The organism is Parafrankia sp. BMG5.11, assembly GCF_004337455.1.
Window position 1 is genome coordinate 108,820 of the sequence record NZ_SJXI01000013.1, and the last position, 15,206, is coordinate 124,025.

Sequence of the window (15,206 nt, forward strand, 5' to 3'; positions counted from 1 at the left end):
CTGGCAGCCGCCTCGACAACGCGGAACAAGGATGAACCCGGACATGTTGCGCGCTGCGCTGTTGCAGATCCACCGATACACGGGGTTAGCCACGCTGGCGTTCCTGGTAATCGCCTCGCTCACCGGCTGCGTGCTGGTGTTCCGCGGACCGATCGACCGCGCCCTGAACCCCGATCTGTTTTATGCGCAAAGCACCGCCGCGACCGCTGAAGCGAGCGTTCGCGCCGTCTCGCGCTGGGCCGCTGCCAATCCCGATCTGCAGATTCTCAGCTTCCCCCTTCATCCCGGCGAGCAACGCACGATCACGCTGTCGGTCGCAGCCAAGCCGGGCCGACCGGCGACGACTTACGATGAAGTGTTCGTCGACCCTGCGAGCGGCGCGTTTGTCGGCGGGCGAAGCAGCGACGCCGGGATCGACCGGCGACACCTGATCAAAGGGGTGGCCGATCTGCACTTCGACTTGGTGGCCGGAACACCGGGGCGGTGGTTCCTTGGCGTCGTCGCCGTTGCGTGGCTGCTGTCGTCACTGGCTGGCTTGTACCTCACGTTTCCAGAGCGCGGTGGGTTCTGGCGCTCGTGGTGGCGCAACTGGCAGTTCCGTCGGTCGAGCAAGCTGCCACGCTTGCTGCTCGATCTGCATCGGGCAAGCGCGCTGTGGTTGTTTCCCTTCCTGCTGATCCTGGCCGCGACCTCCGCCGCGCTGAACTTCTTTGGAGAGTTCTACGCGCCGGCGGTGACGAAGATGTGGCCACTCGAACATGATCTGTTCGACAGCGACCCTCCGCCGCGGAACCCCGCCGATCCCAGGCTGACTCTGGCTGAGGGGCTCGCCGCAGCCCAAGCGCATGCGGATCGGACCGGACTGGAGTGGCAGCCAGCCACCATGCTCTATCTGCCAGATTGGAACTTCTACGGGGTCAAGTTCTCACCCGATGGAGTGCTCGATTACTCGAACTTGGGACCGGTCGATTACTACGTCGACGCCGACACCGGCGCTTACCGTCACGAGGTTGACCCGTACACCGACACGATGGGCCTCAAGGCGATCAGGGTGGTCTATCCGCTTCACAGCGGGGAGATTTTCGGACCGGTCACTGTCGCACTGGTGTTCGTGCTGGGACTGGCCACGCTTTTGCAATCGCTGACCGGACTCTACATCTGGTGGAAGAAGCGCAAGTCGCGAGTAGCGGCCCGGCGTGCCCATCGCAGAAAGGCTGCAGCTTGAACGGGGATGACATCGATCCGGACGTGCGCGAGTTCGTGCGCCTCGTCAGCCAGCGCTATACCGAAGTGCTCGGCGACGGCGCGACTGATTTGGCCAGCCAACGGGCCGCGGCTGAAATCGTCCGCGCACCATGGCGCGAGGGCGGACCCGTGATGGCCGCAACCGAGCAACGGCTCGCCGGCCCCTCCAAGGTGCGCGTGCGGATACACCGTCCGGCGGCAACCGAAATGCTGCCTGCGCTGGTGTACCTGCACGGCGGCGGATGGACGACTTTCAGCCTCGACACCCACGATCGCCTGATGCGCGAATACGCTGGCCGGGCGGGCTGTGCGGTGGTCGGCATAGACTACAGCCTCTCACCCGAAGCTCGTTTCCCGAGGGCGCTGGAGGAAATTGGCGAAGTGCTGGGGTGGCTGATGTCCGATGGTGCCGAAGCTGGCCTCGACAGCACTCGCATTGCCATCGGCGGCGACAGCGCGGGCGCCAACCTGTCGATCGCCAGCATGATCCGCGCCCGCGACCGCGGCGAACCGCTCACGCGCGGCATGGTCCTCAACTACGGCGCCTTCGACGAAGAAGTACGCGGCAGCCATGCCCGCTACTCCAACGCGAATTACATGCTCGAAGCCGCCGAAATGGATGCCTTCTGGCGCAACTATCGCGGCGAAGACCGATCGGACGACCCGCTTGCAAGGCCATTGCTGGCCGATCTGACCGGCCTGCCCCCCGCTTTCCTGTGCATCGCCGAATGCGATATCTTGGCAGACGAGAACCACGAGATGGCCAGACGGCTCGAACTTGCCGGGGTTCCTGTGGTGTCCAATGTCTATCGGGGTGCCACGCACAGTTTCCTTGAAGCAGTCAGCATTTCGGCGCTGGCCGACCAAGCTTTGCAGGAAAGTGCGGACTGGTTGAGGGAACAACTGTGCTCGTAACCGGTCATCATCAGGAATCGCCCGGCAACCTCCATGATTGCCTGAAGTAAATCCTACGGCGACTGCGCTGTCTGGGATCTGGAAAAACGGACCACATGATGTTCACCGCCGACCGACTTCTGCTCTTCGGCGCGACGGGAGACCTGTCACAGCGCATGTTGCTCCCGTCCTTGTGCGCGCTGGCCCAGGACGGGCTGCTCGCGCCGGGTCTTACGATTGTCGGGACTGCGCGGTCGCAGATGAGCGATGCCGAATTTCGCGATTTTGCACGGGCCGCGCTGGAAAAACACCTGCCCGAGGGGCGACGACGGGGCATGGCGGCGTTTCTCGAGCGCTTGAGCTACCAGTCGCTCGACGCGTCCACCCTCGAAGGGTTCGATGCGCTGGCCAAGAAGGTGGGCACGCCGGCGCAGGGGCTGGCGATTTTTCTGTCGACCGCTCCCAGCCTGTTCGAGGCGACCATCGCCGGCTTGCAGTCGGCCGGTCTCACCGGCGACAACGTGCGGATCGGGCTGGAAAAGCCGCTCGGTACCAGCCTGGAGAGCAGCCGCGAGATCAACGACGCGGTGGCGGCCGCCTTCACTGAAGACCGAATTTTCCGCATCGACCACTACCTCGGCAAGGAAACCGTCCAGAACCTGCTCGCGTTGCGGTTCGCGAACATCATGTTCGAACCGATCTGGAACGCCAATTACATCGATCACGTGCAGATCACCGTGGCAGAAACTGTCGGTCTGGAAAGCCGCGTCGCGTATTACGACGACAGCGGCGCGCTGCGCGACATGGTGCAGAACCACATGCTCCAGCTGCTCGCGCTGGTGGCGATGGAGCCCCCGACCAGCTTCGACGCCACCGCGGTGCGCGATGAAAAGGTGAAAGTGCTGCGTTCCTTGCGCAAGGTGGCGGAAGGCGAGACCGTGACCGGCCAATACCGCGCAGGCGCTATCTCCGGTGAGGCCGTGCCGGGCTACGACGAAGAACTGGGCAAGGACAGCGCGACCGAAACTTTCGTCGCGATCAAGGCGCACGTCGATAACTGGCGCTGGAAGGGCGTACCGTTCTATCTGCGTACGGGTAAACGCCTGCCGGAACGGGTGACCGAGATCGTGGTCCAGTTCCGCTGTGTGCCGTTCTCGATCTTCTCCGGCCGCGGCGCGAAGACCAAGCCCAACCAGCTCGTTATCGGCATCCAACCGGAAGAGAACATTCACATGTCGCTGATGGCCAAGGTGCCCGGCCTTGACCGCGAAGGAATTCGCCTGCGTCCCGTCCCGCTCGACATCTCGATGCCCGATGCGCTCGCGGGCGCGGTGCACCGGATCGCGTACGAACGTCTGTTGCTCGACCTGATCGAGGGCGATCAGACGCTGTTCGTGCGCCGCGATGAAGTGGAAGCGCAATGGGGCTGGGTCGACGCGATCCGGGCGCTGTGGGCGGACAGCGGGCTCGAACCCAGGAGCTATGGCGCGGGCAACTGGGGTCCGAGCGCAGCCATTGCACTGGCGGAGCGCGACGGGGTGACGTGGCATGAGTGACCGGCATGAATAACCTGAACGACACGGTCCACCGCGTCACCCAGCGGATCATCGAGCGGTCGGCTGACAGCCGGCGGCGCTACATCGACCTGATGGAAAGGGAGGGCGAAGCGCACGCGGATCGCAACATGGCCCTCGGATGCTCAAACCTGGCACACGGGTTCGCCGCGACGGGGGAGGACAAGCCGTCGATCGCCAGCCGCGCCGGTCCCAACATCGGCATCGTTACCGCTTACAACGATACCATCTCCGCGCATCAGCCGTTCGGCGCCTATCCCCCGCAGATGAAGGTGTGGGCACGCGAGGTTGGCGCGACCTGTCAGGTGGCGGGCGCGACCCCGGCGATGTGCGATGGGGTGACGCAGGGGACCGATGGCATGGAGCTGTCGCTGTTCAGCCGCGACCTGATCGCGCTCAGCACGGCGGTCAGCCTCAGCCATGCGATGTACGATGGCGTGGCCATGCTGGGCATGTGCGACAAGATCGTCCCCGGCTTGCTGATCGGCGCGCTGCGGTTTGGCTACCTGCCGACGATGTTCCTGTCTGCCGGCGCCATGCCGACCGGCATCTCCAACAAGGAAAAGCAGCGGGTCCGCCAGCTCTTTGCCGAGGGCAAGGCCACCCGCGCCGAATTGCTGGAGAGCGAGGCGGCGAGCTATCATTCGCCTGGCGTGTGCACGTTCTATGGCACCGCGAACTCCAATCAGATGATGCTCGACCTGATGGGCCTCGCGCTTCCCGGATCGGCTTTCATCAATCCAGGGACACCGCTACGGCAGGCGCTTACGCGCTCCGCGGTCCATAGGCTGGCGGCGATCGCCCGCACCGGCACCGACTACCGCCCCCTATACAGGTGTGTGGACGCAAGATCGATCGTCAATGCGACCGTTGGCCTGCTGGCCACTGGTGGATCAACTAATCACGCGCTTCACATCCCGGCATTCGCGCGCGCGGCAGGCGTGCAGATCGACTGGAGCGACATGGCGGAACTCAGCCAGGTGGTGCCGCTGATCGCCCGGGTCTATCCCAATGGCGCCGACGACGTGAACCACTTCCAGGCCGCTGGTGGGCTGGGCTTCGTGGTCCGTGAACTGCTCGATGCCGGGCTGATCCACCGCGACATCATGACCGTGCATGGCGACGACCTCGGCGCTTACACGCTCGAGCCCTGGCTCGATGGCGAGGAACTTGCCTGGCGCGACCCGGGGCCCAGCGGGGACGAGACAATCCTGCGGCCAGCGACTGCGCCGTTCGCGCCGGAAGGCGGCATGCGGCTAGTTCAGGGCAACCTGGGCCGCGCAACTTTCAAGACCAGCGCGGTCGATCAGGCGCGGTGGACGATCGAGGCACCGGCACGGGTGTTCGACAGCCAGGTCGCCGTCGCGCAGGCGTTCGCAGCGGGCGAACTGGATCACGACGTGGTAGTGGTCGTCCGCTTTCAGGGCCCCCGCGCCAACGGCATGCCGGAACTGCACAAGCTGACCCCGGTCCTCGGCCTGCTGCAGGACCGCGGCCATCGCGTGGCGCTGCTCACCGACGGACGCATGAGCGGGGCGAGCGGCAAGGTGCCTGCCGCGATCCATTGCACGCCCGAAGCGCTGGGAGGCGGTCCGCTGGCCCTGCTGCGCGATGGTGACATCGTGCGGCTGTGCGCAGAGACCGGCGTCCTTTCGACCACCGCGGATCTGACAGAGCGCGAAGCCGCGGCGATGCGAGAGGATCAGCACGGGACCGGCCGTGAACTGTTCGCGATGTTTCGCGATCGTGCCGACTCTGCCGAACACGGTGCCAGCGCGATGCTGGCGGCGGCCGGCTTGTGAGCAAGACCTTGCTTAGCCCCCCGGACGCAAAGCCGAAAGCAGGCTGGACAGATCATCGATTGGCGAAATGCGGATGTTGACCATCGACCAGATCATGCGGACTGCCCCGGTTATCCCGGTGGTGGTGATTGACGACCTTGCGCATGCGGTTCCCCTCGCCGAAGCGCTGGTGGCTGGCGGGCTGCCCGTGATCGAGGTCACGTTGCGGACGCCGGTAGCGCTGGAAGCGATCCGCGCCATGAAGTCGGTGCCGGGCGCGCTGCTCGGCGCGGGAACCGTACTTGACGCAGCGCAGCTGGCGCGCGCCCTCGATGCTGGGAGCGAGTTCATCGTCGCTCCCGGTTTGACCGAGCCTCTCGCAAAGGCTGCCATCGCCGCTCGCGCGCCATTTTTGCCGGGCGTCGCCACGGCCGGCGACATCATGCGCGGGCTCGACCTGGGCCTTACCCACTTCAAGTTTTTCCCCGCCATGGCAGCGGGCGGACCGCAGGCGCTGAAGGCGTTGGCCGCGCCGTTCGCCCACTGCCGTTTTTGCCCGACCGGGGGCATCACGGCGGACAGCGCGGACCAGTGGCTGGCCATCTCATCCGTGCTGTGCGTAGGCGGCAGCTGGGTTGCCCCACCCGGGGCGCCCGATCGCGGGGTGATCGAAAAGCTCGCCCGGGAAGCTGCCAGCCTTCGGCACGTTTAGCCTTGTACCTACTTTAACAGGGTCGCGCCCGCGCAGGGCGGGACATTGTCGTCGATGGGCAATCTGTTAGAGCGTGTTGGTCAACCGAGAAACCCGATGACCCACGCAGACAGAGAAGAGATTTCCCGAGAAGCCGTATATGACGCGGTCTGGTCTCGGCCGCTCGCCATGGCGTCAAAGGAGTTCGGTCTATCGGCCAATGGATTGGCCAAGTTGTGTGATCGGCTAGGAATTCCGCGCCCCTCCCGGTCCTACTGGGCGACACCGATCGCAAAGCGCGGCGCCCGGCCCCCGATGGATGCCCAGCAAACGGCGCCAGACGAAAGCTCGGTCGGCGATGGCGAGACCTTGCTCCCCAGGCGAAGAACCCGGCTGGCGCCGGCCGATCGCCACGATCAATTGCTCGATACGGCGGCGGCAATCGCCGTGCGCGACGGCGTTCAAAAGGTCACCTTGAAAGCAGTGGCGCGCGAAGCGGGTATCAGCGAGGCCCAGGCGCATAACTGCTTTCAGGGGCGCCTTGATCTCCTGCTCTCGCTGACGCGGCGGGAATTGAGCATTCTTGAAGAGCGGCGCCGGTCGCGGGTAGTCCGCGGGGACGACCGCATCGCGCGCATCGTCATTTCGACCGTAAGCTATCTGCACGAGGCGGTCGAACGCGGCCCCTTGCTGCAAATGCTGCTGCGCAATTCCGACGTTCGAGAGGCGCTGCGAGCGGAGCGCGCTTCGGCGACCGCGCGCGCTCGTGAACCCATCCTGCAGGTCCTGTCGGGCAAGTTTGCGATGAAGCGTGCGGTCGCCAACGGTTCGACCGCCGCTTTGGCCGCAGTATCATTGCGTGCCGGCGGTCTAGTCGCTTCGGGGCGGACCGATCTTGCGGTGGCCGAACGGCTCTCGTTGGCGATCATCCTCGCGGGCGCGCGCAGCAACGAGGCCTGGGAAGAGGGCTGATCAGGGCTTCAGCCGGGTCGCATCGCCTCGATGCCGCTACGCACAAGACGCTGGCAAATGGCCAATGCATCGTCGAGCGCGAGTTCCCTGCCATGAACCAGCCGGCCCAGTTCTTCAGGCACAGCGATCAGCAGTTCGACCAGCACTATGGCTTCGGCGCTGGACAGACGAAGCTGCGCACGCGCCGCCCGTGCCAGCGCCCGGAGCGCACGGTTACGGGGCGCGGTCACAGACCGCGATAGCGTCACCCCGTGCGGTGCATCGCGCAGGATCACGTGGATCACCGGCCCGTGCTCGGCGACGTGCTGGAGGTATAGCGCGGCGGCACGGGTGCCGCGATCTGTGACTTCGCCGGTCTGAGCTGCACACACGATCCCGGTCCTCTCAAGGCGCCCCAAATGGTCCACCAGGATCGCTTCGGTGAGAGCGTCAGGTCCGGAGAAGTGAGCGTAAACCAGCGCTCGGCTGGCGCCTATGCGCTCTCCTACTGCCTTCATCGACAGGGGAAGCGCACGCGTCTCGACGATGAGGTCGACCGCCGCGCGGAGTATCTCCGAACGGCGATCGTCCGCCGACTTTCGCCGCGCGACGGGCGCTGCTGCCGCGGGGGATGAAAGCGTCCCGGTCACCCGGCCTCGTTACGCCTAGTCAATCGACCGGGCAATGCGGGGCCGGATCGGGTTCAGGCGGCCGCCAACGTGGCCGGTGGGCCCGGCATGTTGAGCAGCTGCTCGTAATTGCGACGGAAGAACTGGTCGCGCGCGTCCTCGTCGATCCCTTCCATCGTCCGCTCGAACTTACCCAGCGGATCGCGGGTGCCTTCGGGATGAGGATAATCGCTGGAGAACATGAAGAGGTCCGGCCCGGCGTCGCGGATCATCAACCCGACGTCTTCATCGGGAAAAGGCGTGAACTTGACCGCGCGTCGGATGTACTCCGACGGCTTCATGGTCAGTTCCTGCAGGTAAGGGTCGGTCCGCTTGAACGAGCGATAGGCATAGTCGAGCTGGCGCAGGAAATCGGGTACCCACCCTGCTCCGGATTCAACCACCGCTCCGCGCAACTTCGGGAAGCGCTCGAACACTCCGTCGTAGATCAACGCGGTGAGGAAGATCTGCGGCGCGTACCACAGGCAGGTGTAGTCGGCGAAACGCAGGTTCTCGCCGCCCCCATGGAGGTCGGGCGATCGCGCGCGGCCATTGTTATGGAACGCCTTGGGCTGAGTCATCGTGCCGGGGCCGATGTGCAGCGTGAACGGGATGTCGTTCTCGACCAGCGCGGACCAGAACGGGTCGTAATCCGGGTGACCCGGCGAACGCTCTCCCCCCGGAGCATTCGCGGGGACGAGAACCGCCCCCGCCCCGCGCTCGATCGCGGAGCCGAGCAGTTCCAGCGCCCTGGCTGGATCGTCGAGCGGAATGAAGGCCACAAACACCAGTCGCGGATCGGCGGCGCAGAAATCGGCTTGAGCGCAGTTAAGCGCATAAGCAGCCTTGTACAGCGTGTCCTGATCACGGGCGCGGCGGACGAGTCCGAGGCCGAATGTCGGGAAGACCAACTGCGAGCCAAAACCAAGCCAGTCGAGCGCCTTCACTCGCTCCTCGGTATCGAAGGCACCATATCCGGCCCAGCCCTTCGCCCCGGAGATGATATTGGCCCGCGCTTCGGCATCGGCAGCCGGATCGGCCTTGCGGGCTTTCGAGCTGTCGATGATGCTGAGGATGCGCGACCCGCTTTCCGGATCGCCGTAGAGCGCGCCCAGCGACTTCAGCAAATCCGCGTCGAGGTACGGAGCCAGCCAGTCACCCGTTTCCATAGTGTGGCTGTCGGCATCATGGATCACCCGGCCCGCGGCGTACGTCATCGCAACTCTCCTCGACGTCTGAACAGGCTGCGATGCTCTACTCTTGTGGTGCGCGTGTCAACAGATTCAATCAAATCGCGCGGGCGCGTCCCTGCCAGTAGCGTTCACGTACCTTTCGCCGCTCGGTCTTGCCTGCAGGGCTGACGGGGATATCGTCCAAGTAGTCGATTTCTCTAGGAACTTTGTAAGGTGCCAGCGTATCTCTTGCCATCGCGATTAGTGCGTCTGTCAGTTCCTGCGACGGCTCGTAGCCGGGATTGAGCGAAACAACCCCCCGGACATCCTCGCCCCAGTCAACGCTGGGCACGCCGACCGTGCAGCTTTGCCGCACCGCTGGATGGCGCTGGAGCGCGTTGTCGATCTCCTGCGGATAGATGTTCACCCCGCCCGAAATGATCGTCTCCGCAGATCGGCCGGTCAGGAACAGGTAGCCGTCCTGATCGACATAACCAATGTCCCCCACGGTGTAGTAATCGCCCGAGAACACTTCCCGGTTCTTCTCGTCCGCCTTGAAGTAGCTGACCCGGCCCGTGGCCGGCTGCCGGAAGCTGACCTGTCCCGGCACCCCCGGGGCGCATGGCTTGCCTTCCTCGTCGAGCACGCATGCGCCGAATTCGGGTAGCAAGCGCCCCACGCTGCCCGGTCGCTCCAGCCATTCTTGCGATGTGATGCCGATGTTGGCGCTCGCTTCGGTCGAGGCATAGTATTCGTAGAAGATCGGCCCCCACCAGCCGATCATTGCCCGTTTCACTTCAGGCGTCACCGGCGCCGCGCCATGGATCACAAGCCGCAGACTAGAGGTGTCGGCCCGTTGCTTGATCTCAGGCGGCAGCGCGAGCAGGCGCTGGAACATGGTGGGCACCATGTGGCTGTGAGTCACGCGCTGGCGGGCAATCAGGGCGAGCGCCTGGGCTGGATCAAAGCGCTCCATCATCGACACCGCCGCACCCGATGCGAGCGGGATGGCGATATCGAAAGCCAGCGGCGCCGCATGATAGGCAGGCCCGCACAGCAACTGCACGTCGCCGGCTTGGTAATTTGCGCGCGTGCCTTCGCCTTGTGGCAGAAGGATCGGTGCGCCCTCCTTGATCACGCCCTTGGGACGGCCCGTGGTGCCCGACGTATAAAGCATCGACTTCCCGAGAACCGGATCGGCGGGATCGTCGCCACTTTGCGACAGTAGCCCATGATCGAAGTCCGCGAAGCCTTCAGCTGACCCTCCGACGCATAAGCGGGCCTTTAGAAGCAGCGTCTGCGCCCCGGCGACCTTTTCCAGGAACTGCGCTTCGATCACCAGCGCTTCGGCATCGCAATCATCAAGGATGTAGGCGACTTCATCGGCCGCGAGGTGCCAGTTGATCGGAGTGTAGCGGAAGCCTGCGCGTTGGCAGGCGACCACCGTCTCGATGAACTGGGGAATGTTGCCGCACAGAAGCGCGACCGGTGATCCCGCGGTCAGCCCCGCGCCGCGCAGCAGGTGGACCAGCCGGTTGGCGTTGGCGTTCAACTCTTCATACGTGCGGTTTCCGCGCGGCGAGAGAACCGCGGGAGCATCGCCCCGCTGGCGCGCCCAATACGACACCAGCATCCCCCGCGCAGCCATCTCGGCGATACGCGCGGGGTCTTCGACTGTCGGCGGGGCTGCCGGCACCGCCGTGTCGGTCACTTGCCCCCCTGCTGTCTCCGCCACGCATCCGCTTGGGCATCAGCCAAGCGCAAGAGGTCTCCCATCACCACCGGCATGTCGATCAGATGCAAGCCCCAGTCCTTGAGCACCGATCCGCCCGCCACGACGTCGCCGGTTATAGTATCGGTTCGCGCGTCGGCCGGATCGCCGTTGACCGTCACGGCCAGATAATCGAACCCATCCCGCGAGACACACTCGGTGGCAATGAGCCCCGGCGTACGCACGAACGGAGTGGCGACAGTCACCCCCTCGCCCCAGGCCGTCATCGGCTGTGCGGAATCGCCTGGACCGCCGGAGGTGAAAATCGCATCGCTCACCGCGCGCTGGCCGGTGAGGTCGGCGGGGTTGGTGCAAGCGACCCTGAGACCCTCGCCCGGGCTCTTGCCGAAGCGGCTATTCGCGGGCGGCGGCGCGTCCTTGCGGAAGGTGACGTAGCTCACCACGCAGCCGCTTTGGCTGGCGCTGGTGCAAATCGGCATCTGCTTCAGATCACCGCCGACCACCGCGTCCTTCGGAACCGAGACGTTGGTGCCGATCAGCATCGCCGAGATGATCTGGTTTTGCACTGGTTGCCCCTCGATTGACTTCGCAATCAGGGCCTTGAGCACTCCGGATCCCTGGCTATGACCGATCAGGACCACACCCCGCCCTTGGTTGTCGCGCGCAAGGTAGTCCTGCCACGCTGCGGTGACATCCTCCAGCGGCATCGCCCGGTCCGCTGCCAGCGCCTGCCCCTGCATCGCCGAGCGCAGGGCGGTCAGCGTGACCTGTCGATACATCGGCGCGAACACGCGGCACTGGCCGGTGAAGCGGCCAACCTGCGCGTAGGCCACGCGTCGTTCCTCGGGCCCGATCTCCATGTCGCTATTGGGCGTCGGGTCATTCGAGACCGTCGGATATACATAGAAGCAATCGTAGGCCGGCTCATTGGCCTGTTTGAAGCGCTCAACCTGGGTCCGGCCGTCCGTGGCCACGGACGTCACGTCCTGATTGTCCGCGCAGGCATCGGTCCGACCCGGGCGGCACAGCCAGGCGGCATCCTGCCGGTAATTGGGGGCCGGAGCGGGACTGGCGGAAGCAGTCGCCGCAGGGGCCATCAGCGCGAGCGCAAGGGTAATGCTCATCGTTATCTCCAGCTATGCACCTGCGGGCCTCAGAACTTCTTCCGGATGCCCACCTTGATCACGCGACCCAGCGGATTGCCGGTGAACGGGTCGTAGTTGAGATCGAGGCGCGCGAACGGCGGATCCTCGTCGGTGATGTTCTGCACGGTCAGCGACAGCGTCGTATCCAGCGGTTCGATGTCGAGCGTGTAGCTAAGATCGGCGGTGACGAATTCGTCGATCTCCTTGCCCAGCGGGCTGGTGGCGGTGAACGTCGTCGGCCCGCGGCTATCGGTCATGCCGCCGACGTAACGCACGGTCCCGCGCAGGGTGTGCGGGCCGGTGGAGTACTCCACGTATGCCTGACCCTTCAGATCCGGGATTGAGCCGTAGCCAAGGTAATCGAGCTGACCGGCAAAATCATCGCCTTCCGACACCAGCACGCCCTCCACCAGAAAGTCGCCCGCCTGGTATTCGATGACGTAGCTACCATCGACGCCAATCACCGCGCGGCCGCCCAGCAGGTCACCACGCAGGCTCGCGGAGAAGTCGATGCCGGAGGTGCGGATATCGGGTCCGTTGACCTGGTTAAGCCGTGTGCGCAGCAGATTGCCCCGCGAACACACGTTGTTGTTGAAGGTAAACCGCGACAGGAAACCGGGGTTCTGAGCAGCCGCCGCGCACGCCGCCGCGTCGGTCACCCCGGTCGGGAACAGCGCGGCAACCATTGCGGTGCCGGGTTCGTTGTCGAGTCCGCCCTGGAAATCGAAGCGATAGTAATCGATGGTCGCGTTGAAGCCCCCGGTCTGGACGATGATCCCCGCGTTGTATGCGTCGGCCGTTTCGGGCTGCAGATCCGGATTGCCGAAGGTATCGTAAGCGCGATAGCCACCCACCGCGGCGGTGAACGCCAAAGTGGTCGTGGGCGTGGGGACCAGCAGCGTCTGGGGCGGCGCCCGGAACGTGGTCGAGACGGATCCACGCAGCGCCAGCCAGTCCGTCAGCTGCCAGCGCACCGCCAGCTTCGGATTGACCGTCGAACCGATATCGCCGCCATAGCTTTCGTAGCGGACGGCCGCCTGCGCATTGATCGTATCGGTCACCGGCAGCTGGAGCTCGGCGAATGCCGCATAGACATCGCTCGAGTACGAGTAATTGTCGAGCGGACCGAAGAAACTGAAAACGCCGTTCTGGCGGCCAGGGCAAATCTGATTGCCGTTGAATTCGCTGTCCACACAAGGGAACTGGGCGACATCGAGCAGGGCGTCGACATCACGCTGGCTGGTGTTGCGGCGGTATTGTCCGCCGACCGCAAAGCCGATCGGCCCGCCGGGCAGATTGATCCCCGCCTCGCCGCTGAGCACGGTATCGATCACGAACAGCTTGCTGGTGCTTCGATAGGCATAATCCTCGAACAGGTAGTCGATCACTTCTAGGCTGTTCGCCGTCGACGGCACGAAATTGGGATTGACCCGCCCGTCGATCTGGCTTGCCGCGATGCCGCTCGAAAATGGGTTGAAGTACAGGCAGCCGTTGGCCCCGGGAGTATTGGCGGCGACATTGCAGCCGAACCCGCCGAGACCGCGCAGCGCCAATTCCAGGCGCGAAACCACGATGTCCGGGGTCGCGATGTCGCTTGAATTCTCCATGTACGTCGCGGCGGTATCGAGCTTGAGCGATCCGCCCAGTTCCGCGGTGATTCCGCCCGAAACGCGGAACCCTTCGAAATAGCGCTTGTCTTCCTTCCCCTCCCCACCGGTCAGCGGATTGCCGCCGACGCCCAGCGGACGCCACAGGATGGTGGTCGAGACACCGTTGATCCCGGCCTGGTTGGCAGCCACCGCGCCGCCCAGCGCACTCGCGGGATAGCTGTTCAGCAATGCTCGCAAGCCCGGATTAGTCGAGGGAATGAAGAATCCTGCGCTGACCAGGTTGCGACCGTTGATGGCGGCGGTAGGAAACTGCACGGGCGAATAGGACGGCGAGCTGTTCTCGCGTGGCACGTCGTGGCTGGCCCACAGGCCTTCGAGATGAAAATCGATTCCGTCGGAGATCTCGTAATTGACCTGGCCGAACACCTGATAGTGGTCTTCATCCTCCACCAGATTGTCGAAGCTGGTGTAGCGGAACACGCACTGGGGCGCACCGGTCGAAGCGGGCACCACAGGGCCGGAAATCAGGGTGCAAGCCGGGTCGACGAACAGGCCCGCCGGGCTTCCCGCTGCAGTTATCGGGGTATACGTCCCCGGATTGCCGAAGGGCGTGAATCCCCCCTGCGGGTTGGTGAAGTAGTCCAGCTGCGCGAAGTCGCGATCGCGGACGCTGAGTTCCGAGCGGTGGCGATACGCCGCCGACAACAGAACGTTGCCACGATCAAATTGGGCGCCCCAGTTGAGCGCGAAGTTGTAGTCTCCGTCGGACCCGTCGATGAAGCTATAACCCGCGCTCGCCTCCAGGCCGTCCAGGTCCGTCCGGGTAATGAAGTTGACCACGCCGGCAACGGCGTCCGAACCGTACAGCGCCGCAGCGCCGTCCTTGAGAACCTCGACCCGGCCGACCGCCGCCAGCGGCAACAGGTTGGTATCCACCGAACCCACCAGCGTGGGTGCCGGCGCGAGCCTGCGGCCATTGAGAAGGACCAGCGTGCGCGGCGCACCCAGGCCGCGCAGGTTAACGCTTCCCGAACCGGTGGTCTGGCCGGCACCGAATTGATTGGAATCGCCGATCACGCCGGCTGACGAAGGCAACGCCTTCAGCAATTCGACAACGGTCGGTGAGCCTTGCCGTACCAGCTCTTCGGAAGTGATGACATCGACGGGGACGGCAGAGTCCTCAGCCGAGCCGCGGATATAGCTGCCCGTGACGACGATCTGCTGCTCGGCCGCTTCGTTGCCAACATTCGGATTGGAAGCGATGGCGCCCGGCTCGGCCGATTGCGCATGAGCCATGGACGAGAGCGACAGCGCCGCAATCCCGCAAGTCGATAGCAACAGGTGTCCCGCGCGCATCCGTCATCTCCTCCACTTGCCGTGTCACGAATCCCGCGCCGGCTTGGGCATCAAGGTGGATGCTAGGAGTAGCGTCCGTCAATCTTATTTTCACGCTATCCACTAAGGACGGCAATGGCGGCCGGGTTTTAGACGCAGCACAGGCATGCAACTGAGCCGGGCGCCCCTTGCGCATGGGCAAAAGTCAAGGCGCAAGGCGGGATAGCTGTGATGCATTCGCGCATCGCCTCCCCTACACACGCCTTGGGAGCGAGTCCGTCCCTCAAGCCTGCTATCTATGCTTCGTAGCGGTTGGTCTTACGCATCGGCCAGCATTCCGTTCATTCGAATCGGCAGGATTAATGGTGATAGCCGCCACCAAAGTTTGGCCGGCGCAATCGCGGCAGC

11 protein-coding genes are annotated in these 15,206 nt (G+C 64.5%); 6 read left to right on the forward strand and 5 right to left on the reverse strand.

What is annotated here, in order from left to right; all coding sequences use genetic code 11:
- Positions 1 to 31: 31 nt before the first annotated feature.
- From E0504_RS07530 to E0504_RS07555, 6 genes are all read left to right on the forward strand, one after another.
- Positions 32 to 1,225 (forward strand): PepSY domain-containing protein, encoded by a 1,194-nt coding sequence (locus E0504_RS07530; RefSeq protein ID WP_131622664.1) that lies wholly within the window; start codon positions 32 to 34, stop codon positions 1,223 to 1,225.
- Positions 1,222 to 2,160 carry an alpha/beta hydrolase gene (locus tag E0504_RS07535; protein WP_207912272.1) on the forward strand — a complete coding sequence of 313 codons (939 nt, stop codon included), beginning with the start codon at positions 1,222 to 1,224 and terminating at the stop codon, positions 2,158 to 2,160. Before E0504_RS07530 ends, E0504_RS07535 begins: the two co-directional genes overlap by 4 nt.
- 95 nt (positions 2,161 to 2,255) lie before the next feature.
- The gene (gene zwf / locus E0504_RS07540) at positions 2,256 to 3,695 is read left to right on the forward strand and encodes a glucose-6-phosphate dehydrogenase (RefSeq protein ID WP_131622666.1); all 1,440 of its coding nucleotides are present in this window, start codon (positions 2,256 to 2,258) and stop codon (positions 3,693 to 3,695) included.
- A gap of 5 nt (positions 3,696 to 3,700) precedes the next feature.
- Positions 3,701 to 5,515, forward strand: coding sequence for a phosphogluconate dehydratase (gene edd, locus E0504_RS07545; protein ID WP_131623042.1), 1,815 nt, complete (start codon positions 3,701 to 3,703; stop codon positions 5,513 to 5,515).
- Between the two features lie 73 nt (positions 5,516 to 5,588).
- Positions 5,589 to 6,206, forward strand: a complete 618-nt coding sequence (gene eda, locus E0504_RS07550) for a bifunctional 4-hydroxy-2-oxoglutarate aldolase/2-dehydro-3-deoxy-phosphogluconate aldolase (protein ID WP_131622667.1) — start codon at positions 5,589 to 5,591, stop codon at positions 6,204 to 6,206.
- A gap of 96 nt (positions 6,207 to 6,302) precedes the next feature.
- Positions 6,303 to 7,157 (forward strand): TetR family transcriptional regulator, encoded by an 855-nt coding sequence (locus E0504_RS07555; RefSeq protein WP_165938441.1) that lies wholly within the window; start codon positions 6,303 to 6,305, stop codon positions 7,155 to 7,157.
- A gap of 8 nt (positions 7,158 to 7,165) precedes the next feature.
- Here the strand turns inward: E0504_RS07555 and E0504_RS07560 are convergent, their stop codons facing one another.
- The 5 genes from E0504_RS07560 to E0504_RS07580 all read right to left on the reverse strand — a co-directional run bounded on the left by E0504_RS07560 (position 7,166) and on the right by E0504_RS07580 (position 14,819).
- A complete protein-coding gene (locus tag E0504_RS07560; protein ID WP_131622671.1) occupies positions 7,166 to 7,786 on the reverse strand; it encodes a TetR/AcrR family transcriptional regulator in 621 nt (206 codons plus the stop codon).
- A 53-nt stretch (positions 7,787 to 7,839) separates the two neighbouring features.
- The gene (locus tag E0504_RS07565; RefSeq protein WP_131622673.1) at positions 7,840 to 9,021 is read right to left on the reverse strand and encodes an amidohydrolase family protein; all 1,182 of its coding nucleotides are present in this window, start codon (positions 9,019 to 9,021) and stop codon (positions 7,840 to 7,842) included.
- A gap of 70 nt (positions 9,022 to 9,091) precedes the next feature.
- Positions 9,092 to 10,687, reverse strand: a complete 1,596-nt coding sequence (locus E0504_RS07570) for an AMP-binding protein (protein ID WP_207912274.1) — start codon at positions 10,685 to 10,687, stop codon at positions 9,092 to 9,094.
- Positions 10,684 to 11,832 carry a DUF3089 domain-containing protein gene (locus tag E0504_RS07575; RefSeq protein WP_131622675.1) on the reverse strand — a complete coding sequence of 383 codons (1,149 nt, stop codon included), beginning with the start codon at positions 11,830 to 11,832 and terminating at the stop codon, positions 10,684 to 10,686. Before E0504_RS07575 ends, E0504_RS07570 begins: the two co-directional genes overlap by 4 nt.
- A 29-nt stretch (positions 11,833 to 11,861) precedes the next feature.
- Entirely contained in the window at positions 11,862 to 14,819 is a 2,958-nt protein-coding gene (locus E0504_RS07580; RefSeq protein WP_131622677.1) for a TonB-dependent receptor domain-containing protein, read from the reverse strand.
- Positions 14,820 to 15,206 lie beyond the last annotated feature (387 nt).

Excerpts from the sequence above, each read along its gene's own strand:
- E0504_RS07575 (WP_131622675.1), bottom strand. The coding sequence starts at position 11,832 with ATGAGCATTACCCTTGCGCTCGCGCTGATGGCCCCTGCGGCGACTGCT.
- E0504_RS07580 (WP_131622677.1), bottom strand. The coding sequence starts at position 14,819 with ATGCGCGCGGGACACCTGTTGCTATCGACTTGCGGGATTGCGGCGCTG.
- E0504_RS07530 (WP_131622664.1), top strand. The coding sequence starts at position 32 with ATGAACCCGGACATGTTGCGCGCTGCGCTGTTGCAGATCCACCGATAC.
- edd (WP_131623042.1), top strand. The coding sequence starts at position 3,701 with ATGAATAACCTGAACGACACGGTCCACCGCGTCACCCAGCGGATCATC.
- E0504_RS07565 (WP_131622673.1), bottom strand. The coding sequence starts at position 9,021 with ATGACGTACGCCGCGGGCCGGGTGATCCATGATGCCGACAGCCACACT.
- E0504_RS07555 (WP_165938441.1), top strand. The coding sequence starts at position 6,303 with ATGACCCACGCAGACAGAGAAGAGATTTCCCGAGAAGCCGTATATGAC.
- zwf (WP_131622666.1), top strand. The coding sequence starts at position 2,256 with ATGATGTTCACCGCCGACCGACTTCTGCTCTTCGGCGCGACGGGAGAC.
- eda (WP_131622667.1), top strand. The coding sequence starts at position 5,589 with ATGTTGACCATCGACCAGATCATGCGGACTGCCCCGGTTATCCCGGTG.